We start from the raw sequence: 25,202 nt of genomic DNA on the forward strand, positions 1-25,202 counted from the left end.
GCCATGCTGAAAACCACCGATAATAAAGATCGGCTCATGATGATCGTGTTCACGGTGGCGGTGCTCGCCGCCCCCGTCATCCTGGCGCCTTTCGGGGCCGGCTATCCGGACCTGATGCAGCGCTTCGCCATTTACGGCATCTTTGCCATCGGCTTCAACCTGCTGTTCGGCCTGACCGGTTACCTGTCGTTCGGCCACGCGGCCTTCCTGGGTGTGGGCAGCTATGCGGCGGTCTGGATGCTCAAGCTGCTGAGCGTCAATATCATTCCAGCCATCATTTTCGCCGTGGTGATTTCCGGCCTGTTCGCGCTGTTGATCGGCTATGTTTCCCTGCGTCGCTCCGGCATCTATTTCGCTATCCTGACCCTGGCCTTTGCCCAGATGAGCTACAACCTGGCCTACTCGGTGCTGACGCCGATCACCAACGGCGAAACCGGCCTGCAAATGGATCTGGGCGATCCCCGCATCCTGGACGCGGCGACCGCGCCCGGTCAGCTGCCGCCACCGTCGCTGTTCGGTCTGGAGATGGGGGACACCCACTACCTGTCCTTCATGGGCCTGGACCTGCAGTTCAACGTGGGCTTCTACGTCTGCGCCGCGATCCTGATCCTGATGTTCTACATCTCGCTGCGCATCTTCCGCTCGCCGTTCGGCATGCTGCTGCGAGCGATCAAGAGCAACCAGACCCGGCTCAACTTCACCGGCGTCCACACCCGACCCTACGCGCTGGTGGTATTCGTCATCTCAGGCATGTATGCCGGGCTCGCCGGGGCCCTGCTGGTTTGCATGGATCCCCTGGCCGGTCCGGAACGCATGCAATGGACGGCCTCCGGCGAAGTGGTGCTGATGACCATCATGGGTGGCGCCGGAACACTGATCGGGCCGGTGCTGGGGGCCTGCATCATCAAGTATTTCGAGAACATCTTCAGTCGCGTCAACGATGTGATCGTCGGCAACTGGTTCTCGGGCCTGCCCGACAGCGTGGGGGATTTCCTCAGTGCCATCGTGTCGCCTTTCCTGGGCAGCGGCTGGCAGATGTCGCTGGGGCTGATTTTCATGCTGGTGATCATTTTCCTTCCCGGCGGTTTGATGGAAGGCGTGACCCGTCTGCTCGGCTGGCTCGGGCGGCTGTTCCGGTCCCGCAACAATGACGATGACGCCGACGCACCCCAATCCCGGAAACCCCCGCCGGACCAGCGCTCGTCCCGCCCGGCCAGCCCGAAGGAGTCCTGATCATGGCCATACTCGAAGTCAAAGGCGTCAACAAGCGCTTCGGCGGATTGCTGGCCCTGGATGACGTCAACCTGTCGGTAGTGGAAAACAGCATCCACGCGGTGATCGGCCCCAACGGCGCCGGCAAGTCAACGCTCCTGAACTGCTTTGTGGGCAAGCTGCTGCCCGACAGTGGCACCATTATGTTCAACAACCACAGCCTGTTGGGGCTGCCGCCCTACCGGATCAACCAGGTCGGCATCAGCCGCGTCTTCCAGACCCCGGAAGTGTTCCTGGACCTGACCATCCTGGAGAACGTCATGATCCCCGCCCTGGCGCACCGGGACGGAGCCTTCCATCTGGCGCCGTTCAAATCCCTGTCACGGGAGCACGACATCCGGGAGCAGGCGGAGCGGATCCTGGGCAGCGTCGGCCTGCTGGAAGATCGTCACCACCTGGCCTCGGCCATGTCCCGCGGCAACAAACGGCGGCTGGAGATGGCCATGTGCCTGGTGCAGAAACCCAAGCTGTTGCTGCTCGACGAGCCCACCGCCGGCATGTCGCGAGCCGATACCAACAACACCATCGACCTGCTCAAGACGATCAGCGAAGACCACGAGATTACCTTTGTCGTCATCGAGCATGACATGACCGTGGTGTTCAGCCTGGCCGATCGCATCAGCGTGATGTCCCAGGGGCATGTCATCGTCGAGGACCACCCGGACAACATCAAGGGCCATCCGAAGGTGAAGGAAGCCTACCTGGGCACCACCGAGACCGCCTGAGCGAGGAAACGCCTGCATGAGCGAGAACACCGCACACAAGCACGAACACGCCGAACGCAGTGAACCGGCCTACTTCTCGGCCTGGGGCCTGCACGCCTATTACGGTGAGAGTTACGTCGTCCAGGGGGTGTCACTGAATATCCATGAAGGCGAAATTCTCGCCCTGCTGGGCCGCAATGGCGCCGGCAAGACCTCCACCCTGCGCGCCATTGCCCGGGTGGATTCGCCGCACCTGACCCACGGTGAGATCTGGCTGGACCACCAGCCCCTGCACACCATGAAAGCCTGGCAGGCGGCCCGCAGCGGTCTGGCGCTGGTGCCCGAGGACCGCCGTATCATTCCCGGACTGACGGTGGAGGAAAACCTGAAGCTGGCCCAACTGGCGCCATCGCCGGGCTGGGAAATCAGCCGCATTTTCGAACTGTTTCCACGGCTGGGGGAGCGCCGCAACCAGGAAGGGATCACCCTGTCCGGCGGCGAACAGCAGATGCTGGCCATCGGCCGGGCCCTGGCCAGGGACATCAAGCTGCTGTTGCTGGATGAACCCTACGAGGGATTGGCACCGATCATTGTGCGGGAGATCGAGCGGACCCTGCGGGAAATCAAATCGCTGGGGATCACCACCATCATTGTGGAACAGAACGCGATCGCCGCCCTGGAGCTGGCCGACCGCGCCGTGATCCTCGACATGGGTCAGGTAGTGTTCGAAGGGTCAGCGGCGCAGGTCCTCGACGATGAGGACCTGCGGCATACTTACCTGGCTATCTAAGGCATAGCACCGATCAGATCTCAGCCGCCAGGCGACTGCCCTGATTAATCGCGCGCTTGGCGTCCAGCTCCGCGGCCACGTCGGCCCCGCCGATCAGGTGAACCCGCTGACCGGCGTCCAGCAGCCCCTGCTGGAGTTCGCGCAACGGGTCCTGGCCGGCGCAGATGACGATGTTGTCGACGTCCAGGACATGATCCTCGCCCTGCTCCGCACCCTTCGGCGTGACGGTGATGTGCAGGCCCTGATCGTCGATCCTGCGGTAGGTGACGCCCGGGATCATCTGTACGTTGCGCATCTTGAGTGCGGACCGATGAATCCAGCCGGTGGTCTTGCCCAGGTTCTTGCCCACCTTGGTGGTCTTGCGCTGCAGCAGGAACACGTCACGCGTCGGTGCCGGAACCTTCGGGTTCACGCCCTGGATGCCGCCGCGGTGCGCCACAGACAGATCCACGCCCCATTCCTGCATGAAGTGTTCGGTATTCAGTGACGGGGACTCGCCTTCGTGCACCAGGAATTCGGACACGTCGAAGCCGATGCCGCCGGCGCCGATCACGGCAACGCGACGCCCCACCTCACGGCGCTTAAGCAGCACATCCAGGTAGCCCATTACCTTGGGATGGTCGATGCCTTCGATCTCCGGCAGGCGCGGCGCGATGCCGGTGGCAAGCACCACATCGTCGAAGCCATCCCGAGTCAGATCGTCCACGGTTACGCGGGTATTAAGTTTCACTTCCACGCCGTGCTTGTCCAGCATCACCCGGAAGTAACGCAGGGTTTCGTAAAATTCTTCCTTACCGGGAATGCGCTTGGCCACGTTGAACTGGCCGCCAATCTCACTGCCGGCATCGAACAGGGTCACCTTGTGGCCGCGCTCCGCGGCGACGGTGGCAAACGCCAGGCCGGCCGGGCCGGCGCCGACCACCGCAATCTGCTTGGGTGTGGCGGTCTTCACGTAAGTCAGTTCGGTTTCGTAGCAGGCACGCGGGTTGACCAGGCAGGTGGTCAGTTTGCCGCTGAAGGTGTGATCCAGGCAGGCCTGGTTGCAGCCGATGCAGGTGTTGATCTCCTGGGCCCGGTCTTCCTCGGCCTTACGCACCAGGTCGGCATCGGCGAGGAACGGCCGCGCCATGGAGACCATGTCCGCGTCGCCTTCTGCCAGGACCTTCTCGGCCACGTCCGGCATGTTGATCCGGTTGGTGGTCACCAGCGGAATGCCCACTTCGCCCTTCAGGCGCGCCGTGACTTTGGTGAAGGCAGCGCGCGGAACGGATGTCGCGATCGTGGGCACCCGCGCCTCGTGCCAGCCGATACCGGTATTGATGATCGTGGCACCGGCCTTTTCGATTTCCCTGGCCAGTTGGACGACTTCGTCCCAGGTACTGCCGTCCTCGATCAGGTCCAACATGGACAGGCGGTAGACAATGATGAACCGCTCGCCTACCCGCTCACGCACCCGGCGCACCACCTCGATGGGCAGACGGATCCGGTTCTCGTAGCTGCCACCCCACTGGTCGGTCCGGTGGTTGGTGTGGGACACGATGAACTGGTTGATGAAGTAACCTTCCGAACCCATGATCTCGACGCCGTCATAGCCTGCTTCCTTGGCCAGGGCCGCGCATCGTGCATAGTCTTCGATCTGCTTTTCGATGCCGGCCTCATCCAGCTCCTTCGGCGTGAACGGGTTGATCGGCGCCTGGATAGCTGACGGCGCCACCAGCTCCGGATGATAGGCATAGCGCCCGGCGTGGAGGATCTGCATGCAGATCTTGCCACCCGCCTCATGAACCGCATCCGTGACCACACGGTGCTGCGCCGCTTCCTCCTCGGTATCCATCTTGGCCGCATGCTGCCCCACGCCACCTTCCGGATTGGGCGCAATGCCCCCGGTGACCATCAGGCCGACACCGCCACGGGCGCGCTCGGCGAAAAACGCCGCCATGCGCTCGAACCCGCCAGGCCTTTCCTCCAGGCCGGTGTGCATGGAGCCCATCAGGGTCCGGTTACGCAGGGTGGTGAATCCCAGGTCCAGCGGTGCCAGCAGATTGGGGTAACGGGCCTGGCCCGAAGCCTTTTCGATCGCGGTCATGGGGGTCTCCTCATCGGGTAACGGGCCGACGCTTTCAGGTCGTTCAGGTCGGCTTTCAGTGGCCTCTAAGTTAAGCCCCCGCCTTGCCCCAGACAATATCCTCAAATAACATTTGATTATCTTCAGACAACACTTCAAGAAATGACCGCACCCGTCAACACATCCCGTCGCCGCCATGCCCTGGGCGATATCAGCGTGCTCTACCTGCACGTCATGGCCCGCGCCGTTGCCGCCCAGGGTCACGACATCGGTCCGGATTTCGAGCAGTTCGGGATCTCGGAGACACTGTTACAGGCGCCCGAAGCCCGCATCAGCATTCCCCGCTTCATGCGGCTGGGGCACGCCGCGATCCTGCGAACCGGCCAGCCCAGCCTGGGCCTGACCATGGGTGCCCTGACCCGACCGATTGATGCCGGCCTGTCGGGCCTCGCCGGAATGAGCGCGGCCACGGCCGGCGAGGGTCTGGCGACAATCATTCGCTACTCCCTGCTCAACAGCCGCAACAGCCGGGGGCATCCCCGCTACGAAACCGATCGCCAGCGGGCCTGCTTCTATTCCATTCGGCCGTATAACCGCTACAACTTCTTTGTGGTGGATTCGGTGATGGCGGGCTGGACGCAGTTCCTGCGGCGCATGACGGGCCAGCACGCGGTGTTGGAGCAGGCCTGCATCGAATACCCGGATCAGGGCGAACAGGCCGCCTTCGAAGCCTGGTTCGGCTGCCCGGTGACCTTCGGCGCACCAGAAAACCACATCCAGATCCGACCGGAAATCGCCCGGACACCATCCCGGGAAGCCCACCCGGCCATGCACCGCGCCCTGCAACAACAGTGCGACGCACAGCTCAAACGGATTCGCGGAGGGTGGACCGTCATCGATCAGGTGCGGGAGAAGCTGACGCCGATGCTCGAAGGGCAATCGCCGTCCCTGGATGACGTGGCGGCGGAGCTGGGCATGGCGCCCTGGACACTGCAACGCCAGTTGAATGCGGAACAGACCCGCTTCAAGGACTTACTGGACGAGACCCGCCGGGACCTGGCGGCTGACTATGTGCTGGAAACGCGGCTTAATTTTGCGGAAATTGCCTGGCTACTGGGATTCTCAGGTCCGCCGGCCTTCCACAAGGCCTACCGGCGCTGGTTCGGGATGAGCCCGGGTCAGCACCGCCAACCAGCACGGCCCTGATAGAATGGGATGAGATGAGCTTACATTTCGACAGCGTCGTCGCTGTCATCATCGTCATCGAAATCATCAAAATAGCTGTCCAACAGCTCTTCTTCATACTCGATCATGTGACATTCTCCTTGTCTGGGCCGCATCAAATCGAAACGGGCAATAACCAGACTACAGAGGAGACTATGACCGATGGATGACGAAAAGATTACAGCGTGTGCCTGGAAGGCGAAAAAAGCTGGAAAGGAATACACGGGAAAGGAAACAAAATGGCGGAGCGGACGGGACTCGAACCCGCGACCCCCGGCGTGACAGGCCGGTATTCTAACCAGCTGAACTACCGCTCCGCGTAGATCGTTGACGCCGTTCAGTAGCGACAACGAGGGCGCATTATAAAGACGCCCCCGATCATGTCAACGATTTTTCATAAAAAACTTTCAGGGTGTCCGAAACCGTCTGGTTGCCGGCTATTTTCTAGCCCACCACATCCAGATGAACCTCACGCCCCTGCGCCGCCTTGCGGTACTCGATCGGCGTCATACCGGACCAACGTTTGAAGGCGCGATAGAAGGTGCTCGGTTCGGAAAAGCCGGTGAGATAGACGATTTCGTCGATAGACTCATCGGTGGTTGCCAGCAGCTGACGCGCCAGGCGGTAGCGGAAATCCGCGAGCACCTGGTTGAAGCTGGTTTCCGCTTCGGTCAGCCGGGTACGCAGGGTACGGGGCTTGATATCCAGACGCTCGGCAACGGAATCCAGTGTGACTTCGCCGCTGTCCAGCAACTCGGCCACAATCCGCTCCACCTGTCCGACGATGTCCTTCTTCTCCAGCCGCGCCACCTGCTCGCTGGCAAAGCGCTCGTGCAACGCCAACAGCTCCGGCTCGGCATGGGAGGACGGGTGCGCCAGCAGGCTGGCCGGGAAATACATCCGGTTCTCCTCGGCGCCGAACACCACCTCGCAACCGAGCACCTCGGCCACATGGTCCTGGTTTGCGTCCCGCTCATGCTCGAACTCGACCCTGGAGCACATGAAGCGATTTTCGGTAATCGACTTGAAGAAGATAATGAGCCCCTGCACGAAGCATTCGTTGAAATGCTTGAGGCGACGGACCTCGTCCGAGGCGGCATCCAGCACCATGCAGGCCTGGTCGCCCTCGATAAAGAATTCGTTGTTGGCGGCATCGGAAAGCAGCCGCTGGTAGTTCAGCGCCCGCCGCAAGCCCTCCCCGAAGGTGGGACTACTCAGGAACAGGTACTCGAGGACCTGCCCCTTGTAGGTTGGCAGCACCTGTCCCAGGTGCAGGCCGATATCGGGATCACCGGACACCTCTTCCACGATCTGCCAGAAGAACAGCTGCGCGTTGTGGGGCGTCCTGAGGTGGGCGGAGTTCAGGTAATCCTCATCAACACCGAGGCGCCTGAAGATTTCATCCGTATCCACACCCTTCTGCTTCATGGCCTGATAAATCAGGCGCAACATCACTCCTGCGTCTCGAAGTTCCTGCATATGATCCCGCTTATTGTTGTGGGAGCTATTGGTTTGCTCCTTGGTAGTGCTACTGCGTTGGCCAGCTCGCCCTGTCTGCCTGACTGGCGAGTCAATGCCCGTCTACGGCCGGTTTGCGACACTTACCGGCACTCAGGGCCTGGACCAACCCCCTGGCGTCCCGTCTGGGTTATCAACTATGGACAGTTGTACCAGATTTTGAGCCATTGCAGTAGCAGCTTGGCTCCCGGAGCCTATTGTCCGGTCGCCCAGCTATCACCGCAACGGTCGCCGGGCACCCCGAGGGGACCAGCAACACCATGGCCCAATATGACTCATAATAGATACATTCCACATCATCACAAGAACCGAGTGATGCCCGGATGAGGTCAGTCAAGATGCAGGATGTGATTTCCTACAGGAACCAGCCACCCGCCCTCTGGTCGCTGTACGGCAAAGCGCTCAGGCCCCGGGGTTCCGACACGCGTTCTCCGACCATTCCGCCGTTGAAGGCCGAGTTGCTGGGCGTGACGACGGAGCCTGCCCGAGCGGCTCGCTACGCGGCTGTCTGCGGCTACCGCAGCAGTTCCCGGATGCCCATGACCTGGCCGCACATCCTGGCGTTCCCGCTGCATCTCAAGCTGCTGACCGAGAAGACCTTCCCCCTGCCACTGCTGGGGCTGGTCCACCTGCGCAACCGGATCACCCAGCACCGGCCGATTGCCTATGGCGAGTGCCTGGACATCCATGTCCGCCTGGACAACCAGACCCAGACCGATAAGGGCATCGAGTTCGATCTCGTGACCGAAGCGTTCAGTGCCGGCCGCCTGGTCTGGGAGGAAACCAGCACCAACCTGTTTCGCCAGTCCGGCAAAAGCAGCGGAGGTGGGCGCAAGGGGCCGCCGCCGGCACCGGAGCGTCTGCCCCACTCCGCGCTGGTCAGCGCCGGCGAGTCACTGGGACGCCGCTACGGACGACTCTCCGGCGACCTGAACCCGATCCACATGCACGCCCTGACCGCCCGTGCCTTCGGCTTCCCTCGCGCCATCGCCCACGGCATGTGGAGCAAGGCGCACTGCATTGCCCTGCTGGAGCAGCAGCCGGCGTGGCAGGATGGCCAGGTCACGGTGACGGCAAGCTTCAAGAAGCCCCTGTTCCTGCCGGGCAAGGCGCAGTTGAACTGGGATGAGAAGAAAGATCGCTGGGCTTATCAGCTGTTGAATGAGAAAGGCGATGCCCCGCATCTGACGGGTGAGGTGATCTGGGGTTGAGGTCCGGTAGGTTAGGCTGACGAAGGAAGCCCAACACGAGCCCCAGAATGCCACCCGCATCCAGACCAAACGCATTGGTGGGGCCAACACCGGTAGGAAAGGTCTGTACGGGAGTTCGCCTGCCGGTTGTTGGGCTTCCTTCGTCAGCCCAACCTTGTGGCTGAAGCGTCGGCTATATTGTACGGTTAACTCGATCGTGTAGCAGGTGCTTTAGCTTCTGAGGCGCCGCCAGGCGCCCCGTATTTATTCGAGGCGGTCAGCTTATTCAACCGCCTCTTCCGGCTGCTCAGTCGTCACCGGCGCCACCGGCAACGTGAAGTAGAAGCGCGCACCGCCCTCTTCCGGCCGCTCGAAGCCGATCTCGCCATCCTGCGCCTGGATCAGGCTGCGACACAGGGCCAGGCCAATACCCATGCCTTCCTGCTTGGTGGTGAAGAACGGGTGGAACAGCTTTTCCTCGGCATCCTCGGGCAAACCGACACCCCGGTCCGTGACCTCAACACGCACGCACTGTCCGTCGACCAGGGAGGCCGACACCCGGACGGGCGCCTCGCTGCCCGCGGTACGGGTCGCTTCAAGGGCGTTGCGGATCAGGTTGAGAGCGACCTGTTGCACCTGGATAGGGTCGGCCAGCACCGCCGGTACCGATTCATCCACGTCGAGCTCGACGGCCACCTGGTTGGTACGGGCATCCACCTCGGCGAACTGGCGGGTTTCTTCCAGCAGGCAATCCACATGGATCACCTCCTTGCCGGAAGCCGGTTTCTTGACGAAGCTGCGAATGCGGCGAATCACTTCGCTGGCCCGGTGTGCCTGGGCTTCGATCTTGTGCAGGGTCTGGCGGGCCAGTTCCCGGTCCAGCTCGTCGGCGGACAGGATCCGGTCGGCAACACGGACATAGTTGGAAATGGCGGTCAGCGGCTGGTTGACCTCATGGGCAAAACCGGCCGCCATCTCCCCCATGGTCGACAGGCGCGAGGCGTGAGCCAACTGGTCGCGCTGGATGTCCACCATTTCACGGGCCTCATCCAGCGCCCGCTCGTTTTCCAGCTCGGCGGAAATATCCCGGAAGACCACCACAGCTCCGAGGACCTGTTCATCCTCCAGCTTGGGGCTGGAACGATACTCCACCGGGAATGAGGAGCCATCCGGCCGGTACATCACGACATCCCGCTGGTGTTCGGCAACCCCATCGCGGCAGGTGGCCAGGACCGGCAGGTTGTTGCTGCCCGCGTCCTGGGTACCGAAATGCAGCCGGAAAAAGTTCTGGCCGACCAGTTCCTCGGGCTCGAGCCCAAGCATGGCCCCGGCGGCCGGATTGGCGAAGATAATCTCACCCTCGGTCGTCAGGCCGTAGATGCCTTCGCTGATGGCATTGAGGATCCGGGTCTGGTCGCTTTCCAACTGGCGATTGCGGGCATGGAGCTGGCGTTCCAGTTGGATCACCCGGGCATGGGTCGCGACACGGGCAATGACTTCCTGGGCCTGGAAGGGTTTGGAAATATAGTCGGCACCGCCCAGCGAAAAGCCTTTGACCTTGGCATCCACGTCATCGAGGGCCGACAGGAAAACCACAGCGCCATCCGCGGTGTCCGGACTGGCCTTGAGCCGCTGGCAGACTTCGTAGCCGTCCATGCCCGGCATCATGATATCCAGCAGGATAACCTCGGGCTGGTGACGCTCGGCGAGGGCCAGTGCCTTTTCACCTTCATTGGCGATCAACAGCCGATAACCGCGGTCCTTCAGTGTCTCGTAGAGCACCTTCAGGTTCTGCGCGTTGTCATCGACCAGCAGGATCGTGGCCTCGTCGCGTTCACTGGCTACTTCAGTCATAAAGTCCGTGCCGACTCAGAATGGACGACCATCTTGGCTCGGGATTCAGGAAGCGTCGATACGGTCCTTTACGGACATGACCATGCGGACCAGGTGCGCCAGCGAGTGGGTGCCCATCTTGTGCATGACCCGGGACCGGTGGATTTCCACCGTGCGCTGGCTGATGTCCAGTTCGATGGCGATGACCTTGTTGGCCTGACCGGCGATCATGCGGTCCATGATTTCCGTCTCGCGCGGTGTGAGCATGTTGATGCGGCGCATGATCTCCTGTTTCTGGCCCAGTGTCTCGCGCTGCTCACGGTCCTGCTCAAGGGCCTGTTCGATCTTCTTGAGCAGGTCTTCCTCACGGTAGGGCTTCTGGATGAAGTCCACGGCGCCCTGCTTCATCGCATCCACCGCCATGGGCACATCGCCATGGCCGGTCACGAAAATGATCGGAAGGATGGAATTCTTCTCGTTGAGACGACGCTGCAGCTCCATGCCGTCCATACCCGGCATGCGGATATCCAGCACGATGCAGCCGGCCATATCGTCGGAATAATTTTCGAGGAAGGCGTTGGCGGTCGGGAAGGTCCGGACCTCCTTGTTGGAGGACTTCAACAACAGTTCAAGGGAGTCACGTACCGCTTCGTCATCTTCGACTACAAAAACCGTCTCAGTATTCTCGCTCATTGATTCACCTTTTCCCGTATCGTTGTTCTCAACCTTCCCCGACCGGAGCCGGCACCCCGGTCACCGGGCCGATGCGCCCGCCGACGGGGCCCGTCCGAACACCGGCCGTCAGCAGTCACGAGGGTGTTGCAAAAGCGTCGCGAGCGATAGCCAGACAAGGCGAAAATCAACGAAAGAGCGCAGTTTACGGGCTGTAAATGAGCATCTTGAGGCGATTTTCAACGCCGTATCGCTGAGCGCAGTAGCTTTTGCAACATCCTCTTACGGTAACACGACCCGCGGCGCCCCGATCCTGTATCGTATAACCATAGCGTTTCCTGAAGTAAATGTCGTTAAGAGACGGGAATTTATATGGCCTTTGCTGTTGAAAACGAAGCCTTTTTCGATCTACCCCCGTTTCAGCTCCGCCTGGTTCATGGCGCTCTCCCGGGGACACTGGCCGATGAACTGATGACACACCTGCCCGCAGCACTCCCCTGGTACCAGGCCCGGCTGCAGCTTTTCGGACAGTGGCACTGGTCGCCGCGACTGCAATGCTGGCTGGGAGATCCGGGGACGGCTTACCGCTATTCCGGTCACGAGATGAGGCCCGAACCCTGGCCCGCGATTCTCCAGTCGGTTCGGGAATGCGTCAGCGAACTGGCGGGAACGGCGTTCAACAGCGTGCTGTGCAACTGGTACCGCCACAGGCGTGACAGCATGGGCTGGCACAGCGACAACGAGCCGGAACTGGGCCCTGCGCCGCTGATCGCCTCATTGACACTCGGGGAAGAACGCCGGTTCCAGTTCCGGCGCACGGGCGAACGGCGCCTGTTCGCCGGCATCGACCTGCCCCATAACAGCCTGCTGATCATGCCGCCGGGATTGCAGGCCAACTACCAGCACCAGCTTCCCAAGACCCGGCGTTCAGACGGCGACCGGTTCAACCTGACCTTCCGACGGATCGAAACCGCCACCGCCTGACACGCAGCGGCGGCTCAGGCCTGCCCGGAATGCCCAACGTGGGGCGAGTGATGGCCGTCATGCCCGTGGCGCCGGTCGCTCGAGGCGTCCTGACGCTCATGCTCGCGCATCGTATCCAGTCGTTTCTGGATGGCGCCGAATACGGTGTTGGCCGGATAGCGTCCCTTGGCGTTGGCCTTGCCAGCCGTTTTACCCAACAGCAGTGCAATCGCCTCTTCCGCCGTTTCCACCGCGTAGACGGCAAACTTGCCCTGACGCACCGCCTGCAGGATATCGCTGTCCAGCATCAGGTTCTGGACATTGGTGGCCGGCAGGATAACCCCCTGCGAACCGGACAGCCCCTTGATCCGGCAGGTCTCGAAAAAGCCCTCGATCTTTTCGTTGGCACCGCCAATGGGCTGGACTTCACCGAACTGGTTCAGCGAGCCGGTGATCGCCAGATCCTGCCGGATCGGGATGCCGGACAGCGCAGACACCAACGCGCACAACTCCGCCACCGAGGCGCTGTCCCCATCCACTTCACCGTAATTCTGCTCGAAGGTCAGGCTGGCGGACAGGCTCATGGGATCGGTCACCGCGAAACGCGAGGCCAGCCAGGAGGTCAGGATCATGACGCCCTTGGAATGGAGGTTGCCGCCCAGCTTCACATCCCGCTCGATGTCGATAATGTCGCCGTCGCCGTAATAACAGGTGGCGGTGATGCGGTTGGGCATACCGAATTCGAAACCGCCGGCCGACAGAACCGACAGCGCATTGACCTGGCCGACCCGGTGCCCTTCGGTCGACACCAGCGTGGTGCCGTCGCGGATGGAGTCGAAGTACTGGTCGCGGATCCGGCTGCTGCGATAGCGGGCGCTGGCCAGTGCCTGCTCCACATGGGTGGCCTGGATCATCCGCGCACCGGCATCCCGCGCCCAGAAGTCGGACTCCCGCAGCAGGTTGGCGATATCCGCCGCATGCAGCGACAGCCGCTCCTGGTGATCGGCGATGCGGGAACTGTATTCGATCACCCGGGCAACCGCCTTGCGGTCGCAGTGCAGCAGCTTCTTGTCCACCACCACGCTGGCGATGAACTTGGTGTACTGCTGCTCGCTCTCCGGCGTGCGATGCATTTCATTCTCGAAGTCCGCCGCAATGCGGAACAGCTCGGAAAACTCGGGATCGTACTCCTGCAGCAGCATCCAGGTTTCCCGGTCGCCGAACAGCACGATCTTCACATTCAGCGGGATCGCTTCCGGTTCCAGTGAGATGGTGCCGGACAGGGTCAGCTCCCTTTCCAGGGAGTTGATCTGCAGCGACTTCGAGCGCAGGGCCCGCTTGAGGCCATCCCAGACGAACGGCTGCTCCAGCACCTTGATGGCGTCCATCAACAGGTAGCCCCCGTTCGCCTTGTGCAGACTGCCGGGCCGGATCAGCGAGAAATCGGTAAACACCGTGCCCTTGAAGGTGACGTTCTCCACATAGCCGAACAGGCTGTGGTAGGTGGGATTGTCCTCGACAATCACCGGCACCTTGCGCTCCTTGTGATGGACCATAAGGTTGATCTGGTAGCGCCGCGGCATCTTGCGATCCAGCGAGGCGTAGGCCATGGCCGCCTGCTCCTCGCTGTCCTCCAGGAAGATATCCAGGTTGTCCGCCAGATCCTTGCGCACCGACTCGAGGTAGTCGACGATTTCCGGCAACGCCTTGTACTTGGCCACCAGCTCATCCAGCTGGTGGCCGGTGATGCTCTCCAGGGTCTCCTCGTTCAGCGCCTGCTGCTTGTCCGCGTATTCCTGTTCCAGATCGGCAACCTTGCGCAGCGCGGCCCGGAGTTTCTTCTCCAGCTTGTTGATGGCATCCTCGAACGCCTGACGCTGGACCTCGGTCAGGGCCGCAAAACTCTCCTGGGTGTGGGGCTCGTCGCCGTTCATGGCAATCAGCCGGTAGCCGCCCGGCGTGCTCACGCTGAGGCTGACTTTCTTGCGTTTGGCCTGGCGCGCCACCTTGTCCAGTTCCTGTTCCTGAAGGTTGCCGAAATCGTTCTTGAGCTTCTCGGCACGCTCCAGGAAGCTGTCCCCCTCGAACGTCTGCGGAATCAGCTTGGTCAGGCGCAGCATCAGACGATCCATGTCCTGCTTGAGTTCCTGCCCCTCGCCGGCCGGCAGCCGCAGCACCCGGGGCGAACGGGGGTCGTCGAAGTTGGCGACGTAGCACCAGTCGTGGCTCTGGTATTCCCGGTTCGCGTGATGCTCCAGGTAGCGCAGCATCATGGTCCGCTTACCGAGACCGTTGCGGCCAACGGCATAGACGTTATAGCCGCCGTGCGGCATGGCCAGGGCAAACCGGACCGCTTCCTGGGCCCGGTTCTGGCCCACGATTTCCTCGAGCGGCTCAAGCTGGCGCGTGGTCTTGAAGCTGAAGTTGCGGGTATCGCAATGTCTGTAGAGCTGATTGAGTGGCAGAGACTTCAAGATGCCGTCCTGTGTCGGAAAAATGATGCAAGGCGGGAATCCGGGGCTCACGGATGCCTCGCCAAAAGGATGATGCTGAGCATTGTAGAAGGAGAAGGCCGCGCTGTCCTCACCCGCAACCATCACGGGCAAAATGTGTTCAAGTTTTGCACAATCCGGCCGATGACACGTAAAATGACAGCCGATGACAACGTGAGGTTACGGCCCATGGAGATATCGCGTTCCAACCCTTATGGCCTGACAGCGCTGGATCGCCGGAAATCCGGACAGCAACAGCGAACCCCCGATGCGCAGAATATTGCGCCAACCCCACAGAACCGACCGCTGGACCGCCGCACCCGGCCCGATCGCCGGCGCCGCCAGGAGGCGTTCGAAGGCCCGGACCGCCGGAAACGCCGCAGCGGCCGCCGCCGTCCGTCACTGCTTGATGCCCGCACGGCACGACCGACCAGCGCCGAGGATCGCCGTGGCGAGAGACTGGACACCTCCGCATGAGCGGCAATGACGCCTCACTCACTTTTGAGACATTTGTCACAGATGCCCGGATGGGCGTTTTCCTGCCGGGAGTGCCGGTTCTAAACTGACTGTTCCGCGACTGTTCAAAACGACAACGACAAAAACGTGGAAGCCGGTGTTATGGAAATGAATCCTGCAGACCGCCGCATCAAGGATCGCTACGAAGCCCTCTGCCTGAGAGTACGCCTGACAGAGCGCGGATTCTTCGGTCGGCAGAAGGCACAGACCGACGTCCAGTGCCTGGACATCAACCGCTACGGCATGGCCGCGCTGTCCCCCCGCCCAATCCCCGCCGGCAGCCGGCTGCTGCTGGATTTCTCCGGCAAGTACATTTCCGAATCCCGGGTGGCCGCCCGGATCGTCAGCAGCCACCCCTTCCGGACCGGCTATCGGCTGAGCATCCAGTTCAGCTACTGCCAAGAGCGCAGGCGCTATTCCCGCGACGTGGACAACGCCCTGTCCCGGATCGAGGGTTTCTATAACCAACTGGCCAGCTAACCTGACCGGAAGCCTCGCCGGGCTCAGAACATCCCGGCATCCAGCCCTGCCGCCACGTAAAGCCCCAATTCCTCGCACTGGCTTTCAAACGCCGGATCGTAGTCGCCCCGGCACAGCACCGGATCCTGCACCAATCGCCAGCGCAGCCCGGCGGTGATCGACTCGATGGCCCGGCGGGTGCCGGTGCCGTCATGCCCCGCCCGGATATAGAACGCAAACGGCAGCCCCTGGGTTTTCTCAAGGCACGGGTAATAGCTGCGGTCGAAAAAGTCCTTGAGCGCGCCGCTCATGTAGCCGAGGTTCTCCGTCGTTCCCAGGATAATGGCGTCACAGGCCAGTACGTCGTCGGGCCCGGCATCCAACGGCGCCCTGACGCGCACGGCCACATCCTCGATTTCCGGATGGCGGGCGCCACGTTCCACCGCCTGGAGCAACGTCCGGGTATTGGGGGACGGGGCATGGGCGACAATCAACAGCTGCTTCATGGATCGACGGATCTCCAGTCAATGTTCTCCTCCCACTTTGCCGCCCCCGGCTGCTTGGGACAAGGACCTGTCGTGTGAGTGCCGACTATCGCCAGCCCGTTGGACATATCACGATCTTTTACAGTCTCGCCTGCCATTTTGGCTACACTGGAGCCCGGTCCGGCTTACCAATCGACATCGTCGACAGACAAGGAATGGTCACCCGCCCATGAATGACAACATACCCCTCTCGGCCAGGGCCCATGCCCAGCCGCACCGAAAAGCCGTCCTGATCGCGCTGCTGTGGATCACCATGGCCGCGGGCGCCGTCTTTGCAACGCTGAACCTCCGCGCCGGGAACCTGCCGCTGGCCGTGGTTGAAATCGCCATGGCCAGCTATTCGCTGTTCCTGATGTGGGCCGTGCGCCGGACCCGCCACCTGGACCGGTGGCTGCTGGCCTACAGCCTGCCCTTCTTCAGCGCCATGATGTTCGCGCTGTATGTGCCGCGCTCCACGGTCTCGGTTTTTGGCTGGATCCTGCTGGTGCCGATCCTGTCGCACCTGCTGCACGGGCGGAAGCTGGGGCTGGCCATATCGCTGTTCTTCACCGGCATCGGGGCGGTCATTTTCCTGTTCAGGTTCCACGATTCGCCGCTGTACATGGAGCCCATTCCCCTGTTGAACATGGGCATCCTGACGCTGTGCGTCCTGACGTTTTCCCACGTTTACGAGGTGAGCCGGGAACGCTCCGAAAACAAACTGCTGAGACTGGCCCGCACCGACTTCCTGACGGGACTGGCCAACCGGGTCATGTTCGAGGAGATGTTTGAGAAGGAAAAACACCGTGCCCAACGGGAGTTGACCCCGCTGTCGCTGATCCTGCTGGACCTGGATTTCTTCAAGAGCGTCAACGACCGGTATGGCCATGAAATGGGCGACCGGGTCCTTGTCCATGTGGCCCGCCTGATCCGCAAGCGCCTGCGTCTGAGCGACCTGGCCTGTCGCTTCGGAGGCGAGGAGTTTGCCATCATCCTGCCGGATACCCACATCCGGCAGGCAATGGCGGTGGCCGAACAGTTGAGGGCGACCGTCGCCGACCACCCGCTGGTCGATGAGGACACCACCATCAAGCAGACCATGAGCCTGGGGGTGGCCGAAATCGGCCCCGACGGCAGCACCCTGGAAGACCTGCTGGCACAGGCCGATGAGCGGCTCTACATGGCCAAGGGCAAGGGGCGTAACCAGGTCGTGGGTCCGCTGTGGATCGACACGGAAACCGCGGATGCCTGAAATCCCGCCGGGATAACTCGAAGACGGGACGTTCGATCCAGGGCCCCGATAACAAAACACCCTCCCGGCGAACCGGCAGGGTGTTCTATCAGAGCGTCAGTGACACCTGGCTTCAGAGCAGCTCGCCGCTCTTTTCAGCCTCGGCGTCAGCGGGCGCGGCCTTTTCCTTGCTGGTCGGCTTCGGCATCAGCTTCTCGCGGATCTTGGCTTCGATTTCGTGGGCGATATCCAGGTTCTCTTCCAGGAACTTGCAGGCGTTGGCCTTGCCCTGGCCAATCTTGTCGCCGTTGTAGCTGTACCAGGCACCCGACTTGTCGACGAAGCCTTCCTTCACGCCCAGGTCCACCACTTCGGCCATGTGGTAGATGCCCTTGCCGTACATGATCTGGAACTCGGCCTGCTTGAACGGCGGGGAGACCTTGTTCTTGACCACTTTCACGCGGGTTTCGTTGCCCACGACCTCGTCGCCTTCCTTCACGGCGCCAATACGGCGGATATCCAGACGAACCGAGGAGTAGAACTTCAACGCGTTACCGCCGGTGGTGGTTTCGGGGCTGCCGAACATGACGCCGATCTTCATGCGGATCTGGTTGATGAAGACCATCAGGCAGTTGGCGTGCTTGACGTTACCGGTCAGCTTCCGCAACGCCTGGGACATCAGGCGCGCCTGCAGGCCCACGTGGGAATCGCCCATCTCGCCTTCGATTTCCGCCTTGGGTGTCAGGGCCGCCACGGAGTCGACGATGATGACGTCGATGGCGTTGGAGCGCACCAGCATGTCGGCGATTTCCAGCGCCTGCTCACCGGTGTCCGGCTGGGACACCAGCAGGTCGTCGACGTTGACACCCAGCTTCTCGGCGTAGACCGGATCCAGCGCGTGCTCGGCATCGACGAAGGCGCAGGTCTTGCCGGCCTTCTGGGCTTCGGCGATCACCTGCAGGGTCAATGTGGTTTTACCGGAGCTTTCCGGGCCATAGATCTCGACGATCCGTCCGTATGGCAGTCCGCCAATGCCCAGGGCAACGTCCAGCCCCAGGGAGCCGGTGGATACCGCGGGAATGGCTTCACGGGGCTGATCGCCCATCTTCATGACCGCGCCCTTGCCGAACTGACGCTCAATCTGGCTCAGAGCCGCGCTCAACGCCTTCTTACGGTTGTCTTCCATCGCTGCGAAAACCTCATCTTGCTGTGCCGCCTGACGGCATGATCGGAAATGTCCTGTCTGGAAGCCTCTTATACAGGGTCCAGACTGTATATTTGAACAGTATTAAAACACAACAGGTCCCGGCGTCCAAGTGTCGTGTTTTCGACTATGTTTCTTTCAGAAACTGCGTGACGCCTTCCAGGACAAACTGCACCGCCTGGCGCCGCACCGCATCGCGATCGCCGTCGAAATGCCGCACCACGCACTGGGTATCCTCTACCGACTGCCCCCAGGCAAACCAGACCGTTCCCACAGGCTTGTCCTCGGAGCCGCCGCCCGGCCCGGCGACACCGCTGATGGCGACGGCCACATCGGCACCGGTCGCTACCAGCGCTCCGGCAACCATTTCCCGGACGACCGGTTCGCTGACGGCGCCGTGTTCCACCAGTGCCGTCTCACTGACGCCCAACAGGCCCCGCTTGGCATCGTTGGAATAGGTCACCAGGCCACTGTGCACATAGTCCGAACTCCCGGCCCGATCGGTCAGGACCTTGGCGACCCAGCCCCCGGTGCAGCTTTCCGCCGTGGTGATCATCTGCCCGCGCTGGCGCAACAGGTCGCCCAGCTCGGCCGCGCTGTTAAAGAGGGTATCATCGGAAACGGTCATGTATCGGAAACTCCGGGCAGCGGTCAGCGAAGGCCCCATTCTTTCGATATGGAGCGCCCGCGTCTACCCCTTCCCGGATGCTTTTCGACAAGCCGGCGGGATTCAGGCATTTGCGGATTTCGGCGGCTTTTCACCAAGGGGCATAACGTCGACTTCCACCACCAGGTCGTGGCGGCCACCGCCGCTCATCAATCCCTTGAGCGGAACCACGTCGGCGTAGTCCCGGCCAAAGGCGACGGTGATGTGCCGTTCGTCCGGCATCAGGTCGTTGGTGGGGTCGAAATCCACCCAGCCCAACGAGGGGTCGTAGACACTGAACCAGGCGTGGGAGGCATCGGCACCGACCAGTCGCGGCCGGCCCGGCGGCGGTATGGTTTCCAGGTAGCCGCTGACGTAGCAGGCCGGAAAACCGAGGGAACGCAGGGCGCTGATGGCCAAGTGGGCGAAGTCCTGGCACACCCCCCGACGCGCCTTGAGCACCTCATCCACCGGCGTCGCCAGTGTGGTGAATCCCGGGTCATAGGTGAACTCACTGAAAATGCGGTGGGTCAGTTGACGCGTCGCTTCCAGCAGCGGAACGCCCGGCTGGAAGATATCCCGGGCAAATGCCGCCAGTTCCGGATCTATCGGCGCCATCCGGGAACCCACCTGCAGCAGCCGGGCCTGCAGCGCCTGGCGACGGGTATCGCCAGCCAGTTGCTGCAACGCCTGCTCCCAGGGCAGTGAACGTGCCGGCACCTGCTCCAACCCACGCGGCATCACCTCCACCTGACTGGTCACGTTCACCTCCAGCTCCCGGTGCAGCGAATTCACATGGAAGAAGGTATAGAGGTTGCCGAAAAAGTCCGGGTGATTGTAGAGGCTGCTGGGCGTCGGTGTGACCGTCAGCCGGCTGGACGCCACCTTCTGGTACAACAGCCCACGGGGTAACAGGCAGCCACGATTATAGCTGTTGGCGATATCCTGTTCGTAGGTGTAGCGCGTCAGATGGGAGATCCTGTATTTCATCGGTCTCACACGTCGTCGATCGGCCGCGGAATATCCGCGTGGTTGAAGTAGGCAAGCGTGATGGCTTCGGACAGCTTGCTGAGCAGGTTATTGATGCGCACCAGCAATTCATCCAGCTGCGGCGACGGCTCGCCGGTTTCGCTGACCAACGCTTCCAGGTCGACCAGTTGCAACACGGAAACCAGTTCCACCATCAAACGCTGTTCGGCATTGAGGCCGGTCAGGGTCGAATCACGCTCCGGCAGCAGGCTCACCTGGCGCTTCAGCCGTCGGCACTGGTAGCCGACCGACCGTGGCGTACTCTCGTCCAGCAACAGTAGGTCGATAATGGCCACCGGGTGCAACTCGGTGCGGTAGCGCCGGCGGTAGGTCATCAAGGTATCGGCCATGCGCAGGACCGCTTCCATCAGCGCCGCCGGCGGCTGCGGGTACTTGACGAAGACCTTGTGCAGCAGCGCGGTGGTCTGCTGCGCCCGCTCGATGTGCTGGCCAATGTCCATGAAGCGCAGGGTCTGGGTGCGGCTCATGGTTTCGTTGTTGAGACCGTAGATGGCCGACTGCAGCAGGATGATCTCGTCCAGGGCCCGGTCCATGCGGGACACCGCCCCCCGGGCCGGGAACTGGTTCAGGGCGTTCTGCAATCGCTCGAGGACGTACCAGGTGTCCTCACCGAAGAATTCCCGGACCGACTGGGCGTTCACGATCAGCGCCTGCAACACGGCCAGCAGGCCATCCTTGCGGTCATACAGGAACAGGCTGGTGAGCTGGTGGGTCAGCTCGTCCACGTTGTCGGTGGGCATGAACACGCCGCCATTGATGGTGCAGGCAAATTCCACCAACGGCGTCAGCGTCTGGACCTGCTCGTCCCGGGCCAGCGTCGAGATCAGCGGCAACGCCGCGCGCATGGCCCGGCAGGCCAGGTTGAGCCGCTCGCTGTAGCGCCCCAGCCAGAACAGGTGGTCCGCCACGCGACTGGGCAGCAGGCCGGTCTTGCGTGACAGGTGCACGCTGGTCATGGTGCTGTGCAACAGGCTCACGTTGCTGTCGTCCGGGCTCTCCAGCCAGACGTCCTTGGCCATGAAACGGGTGGACAGTCCCAACTGCAGTTGCAGCGGCTGTTCGTGGCAGCGCGCCAGACCGCCGGGCAGTACCTTGTCGTCATTACCCTGGCGCAAAACAAAGGCGCGCAGGGCGACGCTGCGGGACTGGATTTCGTGCTTCTGCCAGACCGGCAGCGTGCTCAGGGGCAGGATCCGCCGGGCCACGAAACGCGATGGATCGGTCCTGATCCGCTCGGCCAGCCTTTCCCGTTCACGCCGACTGGCATTGGCGTAGCTGATCAGCTTGCCGGGCTCTTCCAGGTCGTGCACCACCATATCGATCAGCTCATCCAGCACCGTCTGATGCTGATCCGGATCGCCGCACCAGAAGGCCTCCACCGCCGGCAGGATCAGCGATTCACCCAGCAGGTGCCGGCACAGGCGTTCCATGAACGGCAGCAGCGCGCCGCTGTCGATCAGACCCGCGCCCGGCGGGTTGCAGCACACCAGGCTGCCCTGGCGAATGGTCTGCAGCAGGCCTGGCGTGCCGGCGATGTCCCCTTCCAGTTCCAGCGGATCGGACAGGTTATCCGGCATATAGCGCATCAGCGCATCCACAGGCTGCAGTCCACTGAGCGTTTTCAGCCAGATCCGGCCTTCGCGGAACATCAGGTCGACACCGTGAACCAGGGCCAGGTCCAGATAGTTGGCCAGGAAGGCGTGCTCAAAATACTGACCGTCACGGTAGTGATGGGTCATCAGGCCGATCAACGGCTCGCTGGCGTAGGGAATCTGCGGCACCAGCGCCCGCTGGAGGTCCTTGAAGAAAGTGGCCAGGTGGCGCTTGCCGAACCGCTGCGTCAGTTCCGGCACCACCTGGTTGAGGGCGACCCGGTTCTCCAGTACATAGCCCATCCCGCCGGGAGCCTGGGAGGAGTCGGCGTAGGCCGTCATCCGGCCGCTGGCATCGCGCCCCAAATCGCAGCCGAGCATGACCAGCCAGTCTATGTCGTCCGGAACCAGGCCGTGGCAGGGCAGCAGGAAGCTGGCGTTGCGGAAGATCAGCTCCGGCGGCAGGATGCCGTCACGCAGCAGGGTCTGGGGGCCATAGAGATCGCGCAGGACCAGGGACAGGAGGTGCCGGCGCTGGGCCAGTCCGGTGTCGATGGTTTCCCACTCGGCCGAGTCGAACAGCCAGGGGATCAGGTCCAGGGTCCGGTTCTGCTGGTGCTGCGGGTCGAAGGTGGCGCCGTGCTCGCGCAACTGGTGCTGAAGGTCGGAAGACAACCCGCCCAGCACTTCCCCGCCCTGCTCCATCAGCCAGCCCAGTACCCGGTTCCATCCCGGGGAATCGGCACGGGGCAGCCATTCATCCGCGCTCTCGGACGGGCACCGGTATGTCTGCCTCAGGGCGTCCAGAGACAGTGGCACGTCGAATCGCGTCATGAATGAACCTTGTCGGCTTCCTGTTCAGGCAGCGGGCGCTTGCAGCGACTCCGAAATCAGCGCGCCGTGCAGGTCAATCAGGCCCGCCTGGACGTCATCGATCAGCTTATGCATGCCCAGCGTGTTAAGTGAATGCAGCGGTTCAGAGTCTAGCGCGTTCCGGATATTTCCAATAGTTTTTAGCACACCTTCAGACCGGGGCAGCCAACGGGCCGAGCGTTCGATCTTCTCCAGGCAGGAGGCCACCGACCGGGGGAATGGTCCGTAGGTGAGCAGGAAATCCGTCACGTCGGTCTCCCCCGGCTCTTCGGTGAAGTAACGGCGGTAGGATTCCACCGCGCCCATCGCGTTGAGCAGCGAGCTCCATTCGAATTGCCGCCGGGTCTGGCGGCCGGCGGCGGGCGCCAGTTGCTGCAGGATCAACACGTCCATAATGCGGGTGGTCATGTCCGCCCGTTCCAGGTGGCGGCCGATGTTGAACAGGCCATAGGTGTCGTCCCGCAGCATGGTGCCATCCATGACGCCGATCACCGCCTGACAGCGCCGGATGACTTCTGCCATCAGGTTGTAGCGCTTGGCCCGGCTGGAGGCCAGCTTGCACTCGGACTGCACGAACAGGTGCAGGGAGTTGATCCCCTCCCAGAACTCCCGCGGGATCACCTCCCGTACGCAGCGGGCGTTGTTCCGGACCTGGGTACAGGCGTGGCGGATGGAGGCGGCGCTGTCTTCGGCCACAATCAGGTAGTGCATGACACCCAGTTCGCTGGAACTGCCTTCCTGCACGAAGCCCTCGGTGTCTTCACCCAGCACGTCGATCAGGACCGGCCAACTGAAGCGGGTGCCCTCGTGGGAGTCGATCAGCATGTGGGTGGTGGCATTGATCAGGCGCGCGGTGTCGTCCATCCGCTCCAGGTAGCGCCCCATCCAGTATACGTTTTCTGCAACACGTGCCAGCATGACTCAGCTCCCGTGATTGATGATCCAGGTGTCCTTGCTGCCGCCGCCCTGGGAGGAATTCACCACCAGGGATCCACGGCGCAACGCGACGCGGCTCAGACCGCCGTTGGTGCAATACAGCGACTCCCCCTGCAGGATGAACGGGCGCAGGTCGAGGTGACGGGGCTCCAGCAGGTCGTCACAGAGCGTCGGCGCCGTGGACAGGTTGAGTGTGGGCTGGGCGATAAAGTTGCGCGGATTCTCGCGGATCGCTGCCGCGCACTGGGCGCGTTCCTCGTCCGTGGCCCGCGGCCCGATCAGGATGCCGTAGCCGCCCGACTCGTTGGCCGGCTTGACCACCAGTTTGTCCAGGTTGGCCAGCACGTGATCCCTCTCCTTGTCGTCCATGCACAGGTAGGTGGGCACGTTGTCGATCAGCGGATCCTGCTTCAGGTAGTAGCGGATGATCTCGGGCACGAACGCATAGATCACCTTGTCGTCCGCCACCCCCGAGCCCGGCGCGTTGGCGATCGCCACGTTGCCGGCTCTCCAGGCGCCGATCAGGCCCGGAATCCCCAGCGCCGAATCCTTGCGGAACACCTGGGGATCGATAAAGGTGTCGTCGATGCGCCGGTAGATTACGTCCACACGCTGCGGACCGTGCAGGGTACGCAGGTAGACCCGATCATCGTCCACGTAGAGGTCGTTGTTTTCCGCCAACGGGCAACCCATCTGCTGGGCCAGGAAGCTGTGCTCGAAGTAGGCGGAATTGTAGATACCGGGGGTCAGCACCACCACCCGGGGCGTCTCCTCATCCTGGGGCGACAGCGATGCCAGCATGTTCCAGAGCTGCGCCGGGTAGTCGTCGACCGGCCCGATGGTGGACTTGGCAAACAGCTCGGGGAACACCCGCTTCATGACCGTGCGGTTCTCCAGCATGTACGACACGCCGGACGGGACCCGCAGATTGTCCTCCAGAACCAGGAAGTTACCCTCGCCGTCGCGCACCAGATCGGTGCCGCAGATGTTCGCCCAGACCTTATAAGCCGGTTCGAAGCCCTGGCATGGTGCGAGGAAGTTTTTCGATTTCAGCACCAGTTCACTGGGCACAATGCCGTCTTTCAGGATTTTCTGGTCGTTGTAGAGATCATTGATGAACAGGTTCAGGGCCTGCAACCGCTGCTTCAGGCCATCGCTGGTGCGCTGCCAGTCGGAAGCGGCGATGGTCCGTGGAACCACGTCCAGCGGCCAGGCCCGGTCGATATTCTGGCTGTCGGAATAGACCGTGAAAGACACGCCCATGGCCGAGATGGTCCGGTCCAGCTCGGCCTGGCGTCGGGCCAGTTCCTCGGCTCCGTTCTGCATGATGAAGCGGGCCACGGAAAGCGCCTGCGGGCGGGCGACACCATTGCCATCCACCAGTTCGTCATAGCAGCCCGGGTATGGGCGATAAGGGTCCAGTGCAATCACTTCTGACATAACGGTCA

Annotated in this window: 21 protein-coding genes and 1 tRNA gene; 9 read left to right on the forward strand and 13 right to left on the reverse strand. The window is 62.3% G+C overall.

Annotation, left to right across the window (positions count from 1 at the left end; genetic code table 11):
• The first annotated feature begins 3 nt into the window (after positions 1 to 3).
• The 3 genes from EZI54_RS01020 to EZI54_RS01030 are packed head-to-tail and all read left to right on the forward strand — an operon-like array spanning position 4 to position 2,766.
• Complete coding sequence (locus EZI54_RS01020) at positions 4 to 1,233, forward strand: branched-chain amino acid ABC transporter permease (RefSeq protein ID WP_207389109.1); 1,230 nt, start codon at positions 4 to 6, stop codon at positions 1,231 to 1,233.
• A gap of 2 nt (positions 1,234 to 1,235) precedes the next feature.
• Positions 1,236 to 1,997 carry an ABC transporter ATP-binding protein gene (locus EZI54_RS01025; protein WP_131478131.1) on the forward strand — a complete coding sequence of 254 codons (762 nt, stop codon included), beginning with the start codon at positions 1,236 to 1,238 and terminating at the stop codon, positions 1,995 to 1,997.
• Between the two features lie 16 nt (positions 1,998 to 2,013).
• Positions 2,014 to 2,766 (forward strand): ABC transporter ATP-binding protein, encoded by a 753-nt coding sequence (locus EZI54_RS01030; protein WP_131478133.1) that lies wholly within the window; start codon positions 2,014 to 2,016, stop codon positions 2,764 to 2,766.
• Between the two features lie 13 nt (positions 2,767 to 2,779).
• On the opposite strand, the gene EZI54_RS01035 is transcribed toward EZI54_RS01030, so the two are convergent.
• Complete coding sequence (locus EZI54_RS01035) at positions 2,780 to 4,852, reverse strand: NADPH-dependent 2,4-dienoyl-CoA reductase (protein ID WP_131478135.1); 2,073 nt, start codon at positions 4,850 to 4,852, stop codon at positions 2,780 to 2,782.
• A gap of 141 nt (positions 4,853 to 4,993) precedes the next feature.
• On the opposite strand from EZI54_RS01035, the gene EZI54_RS01040 reads away from it, so the two are divergent.
• A complete protein-coding gene (locus EZI54_RS01040) occupies positions 4,994 to 6,037 on the forward strand; it encodes an AraC family transcriptional regulator (protein ID WP_131478137.1) in 1,044 nt (347 codons plus the stop codon).
• Positions 6,038 to 6,295: 258 nt separating this feature from the next.
• Here EZI54_RS01040 and EZI54_RS01045 read toward each other — a convergent pair.
• Together EZI54_RS01045 and EZI54_RS01050 are read right to left on the reverse strand one after the other, a co-directional pair.
• Positions 6,296 to 6,372, reverse strand: a tRNA-Asp gene (locus tag EZI54_RS01045).
• A gap of 127 nt (positions 6,373 to 6,499) precedes the next feature.
• Positions 6,500 to 7,507: an AraC family transcriptional regulator gene (locus EZI54_RS01050; RefSeq protein ID WP_242674302.1), complete on the reverse strand. Its 1,008-nt coding sequence runs from the start codon at positions 7,505 to 7,507 to the stop codon at positions 6,500 to 6,502.
• A 404-nt stretch (positions 7,508 to 7,911) separates the two neighbouring features.
• Here EZI54_RS01050 and EZI54_RS01055 point away from each other — a divergent pair, with 404 nt between their 5' ends.
• Positions 7,912 to 8,784: a MaoC family dehydratase gene (locus EZI54_RS01055; RefSeq protein ID WP_131478141.1), complete on the forward strand. Its 873-nt coding sequence runs from the start codon at positions 7,912 to 7,914 to the stop codon at positions 8,782 to 8,784.
• A 261-nt stretch (positions 8,785 to 9,045) separates the two neighbouring features.
• Here the strand turns inward: EZI54_RS01055 and EZI54_RS01060 are convergent, their stop codons facing one another.
• Positions 9,046 to 10,617, reverse strand: coding sequence for an ATP-binding response regulator (locus EZI54_RS01060; RefSeq protein WP_131478143.1), 1,572 nt, complete (start codon positions 10,615 to 10,617; stop codon positions 9,046 to 9,048).
• Positions 10,618 to 10,662: 45 nt separating this feature from the next.
• Positions 10,663 to 11,289, reverse strand: coding sequence for a response regulator FixJ (gene fixJ / locus EZI54_RS01065; protein ID WP_131478145.1), 627 nt, complete (start codon positions 11,287 to 11,289; stop codon positions 10,663 to 10,665).
• 351 nt (positions 11,290 to 11,640) lie between these two features.
• On the opposite strand from fixJ, the gene EZI54_RS01070 reads away from it, so the two are divergent.
• Positions 11,641 to 12,252: an alpha-ketoglutarate-dependent dioxygenase AlkB family protein gene (locus tag EZI54_RS01070; RefSeq protein WP_131478146.1), complete on the forward strand. Its 612-nt coding sequence runs from the start codon at positions 11,641 to 11,643 to the stop codon at positions 12,250 to 12,252.
• A 14-nt stretch (positions 12,253 to 12,266) separates the two neighbouring features.
• Here EZI54_RS01070 and EZI54_RS01075 read toward each other — a convergent pair whose 3' ends face one another.
• Positions 12,267 to 14,705: a Lon protease family protein gene (locus tag EZI54_RS01075; RefSeq protein ID WP_131478148.1), complete on the reverse strand. Its 2,439-nt coding sequence runs from the start codon at positions 14,703 to 14,705 to the stop codon at positions 12,267 to 12,269.
• Between the two features lie 207 nt (positions 14,706 to 14,912).
• On the opposite strand from EZI54_RS01075, the gene EZI54_RS01080 reads away from it, so the two are divergent.
• The gene (locus EZI54_RS01080) at positions 14,913 to 15,200 is read left to right on the forward strand and encodes a hypothetical protein (RefSeq protein WP_131478150.1); all 288 of its coding nucleotides are present in this window, start codon (positions 14,913 to 14,915) and stop codon (positions 15,198 to 15,200) included.
• A 147-nt stretch (positions 15,201 to 15,347) separates the two neighbouring features.
• Positions 15,348 to 15,719 carry a PilZ domain-containing protein gene (locus EZI54_RS01085; RefSeq protein ID WP_242674303.1) on the forward strand — a complete coding sequence of 124 codons (372 nt, stop codon included), beginning with the start codon at positions 15,348 to 15,350 and terminating at the stop codon, positions 15,717 to 15,719.
• A gap of 23 nt (positions 15,720 to 15,742) precedes the next feature.
• On the opposite strand, the gene EZI54_RS01090 is transcribed toward EZI54_RS01085, so the two are convergent.
• Positions 15,743 to 16,204: a flavodoxin family protein gene (locus EZI54_RS01090; protein WP_131478154.1), complete on the reverse strand. Its 462-nt coding sequence runs from the start codon at positions 16,202 to 16,204 to the stop codon at positions 15,743 to 15,745.
• 208 nt (positions 16,205 to 16,412) lie between these two features.
• On the opposite strand from EZI54_RS01090, the gene EZI54_RS01095 reads away from it, so the two are divergent.
• On the forward strand, positions 16,413 to 17,474 hold the full coding sequence (locus EZI54_RS01095; protein WP_131478156.1) for a GGDEF domain-containing protein: 1,062 nt from the start codon (positions 16,413 to 16,415) through the stop codon (positions 17,472 to 17,474).
• A gap of 112 nt (positions 17,475 to 17,586) precedes the next feature.
• Here the strand turns inward: EZI54_RS01095 and recA are convergent, their stop codons facing one another.
• From recA to EZI54_RS01125, 6 genes are all read right to left on the reverse strand, one after another.
• Positions 17,587 to 18,639 carry a recombinase RecA gene (gene recA / locus EZI54_RS01100; RefSeq protein WP_131478158.1) on the reverse strand — a complete coding sequence of 351 codons (1,053 nt, stop codon included), beginning with the start codon at positions 18,637 to 18,639 and terminating at the stop codon, positions 17,587 to 17,589.
• A 145-nt stretch (positions 18,640 to 18,784) separates the two neighbouring features.
• Positions 18,785 to 19,285 carry a nicotinamide-nucleotide amidase gene (gene pncC / locus EZI54_RS01105; RefSeq protein WP_131478160.1) on the reverse strand — a complete coding sequence of 167 codons (501 nt, stop codon included), beginning with the start codon at positions 19,283 to 19,285 and terminating at the stop codon, positions 18,785 to 18,787.
• 102 nt (positions 19,286 to 19,387) lie between these two features.
• The gene (locus EZI54_RS01110; RefSeq protein ID WP_131478162.1) at positions 19,388 to 20,293 is read right to left on the reverse strand and encodes a transglutaminase family protein; all 906 of its coding nucleotides are present in this window, start codon (positions 20,291 to 20,293) and stop codon (positions 19,388 to 19,390) included.
• 5 nt (positions 20,294 to 20,298) lie between these two features.
• On the reverse strand, positions 20,299 to 22,779 hold the full coding sequence (locus tag EZI54_RS01115) for a circularly permuted type 2 ATP-grasp protein (RefSeq protein WP_131478164.1): 2,481 nt from the start codon (positions 22,777 to 22,779) through the stop codon (positions 20,299 to 20,301).
• A 24-nt stretch (positions 22,780 to 22,803) separates the two neighbouring features.
• On the reverse strand, positions 22,804 to 23,736 hold the full coding sequence (locus tag EZI54_RS01120) for an alpha-E domain-containing protein (RefSeq protein ID WP_131478166.1): 933 nt from the start codon (positions 23,734 to 23,736) through the stop codon (positions 22,804 to 22,806).
• A 3-nt stretch (positions 23,737 to 23,739) separates the two neighbouring features.
• Positions 23,740 to 25,194, reverse strand: a complete 1,455-nt coding sequence (locus tag EZI54_RS01125) for a circularly permuted type 2 ATP-grasp protein (protein ID WP_207389110.1) — start codon at positions 25,192 to 25,194, stop codon at positions 23,740 to 23,742.
• Between the last annotated feature and the right edge of the window lie 8 nt (positions 25,195 to 25,202).

The sequence above is a fragment of the Marinobacter halodurans genome (assembly GCF_004327985.1).
Taxonomy (GTDB): Bacteria; Pseudomonadota; Gammaproteobacteria; order Pseudomonadales; family Oleiphilaceae; genus Marinobacter_A; species Marinobacter_A halodurans.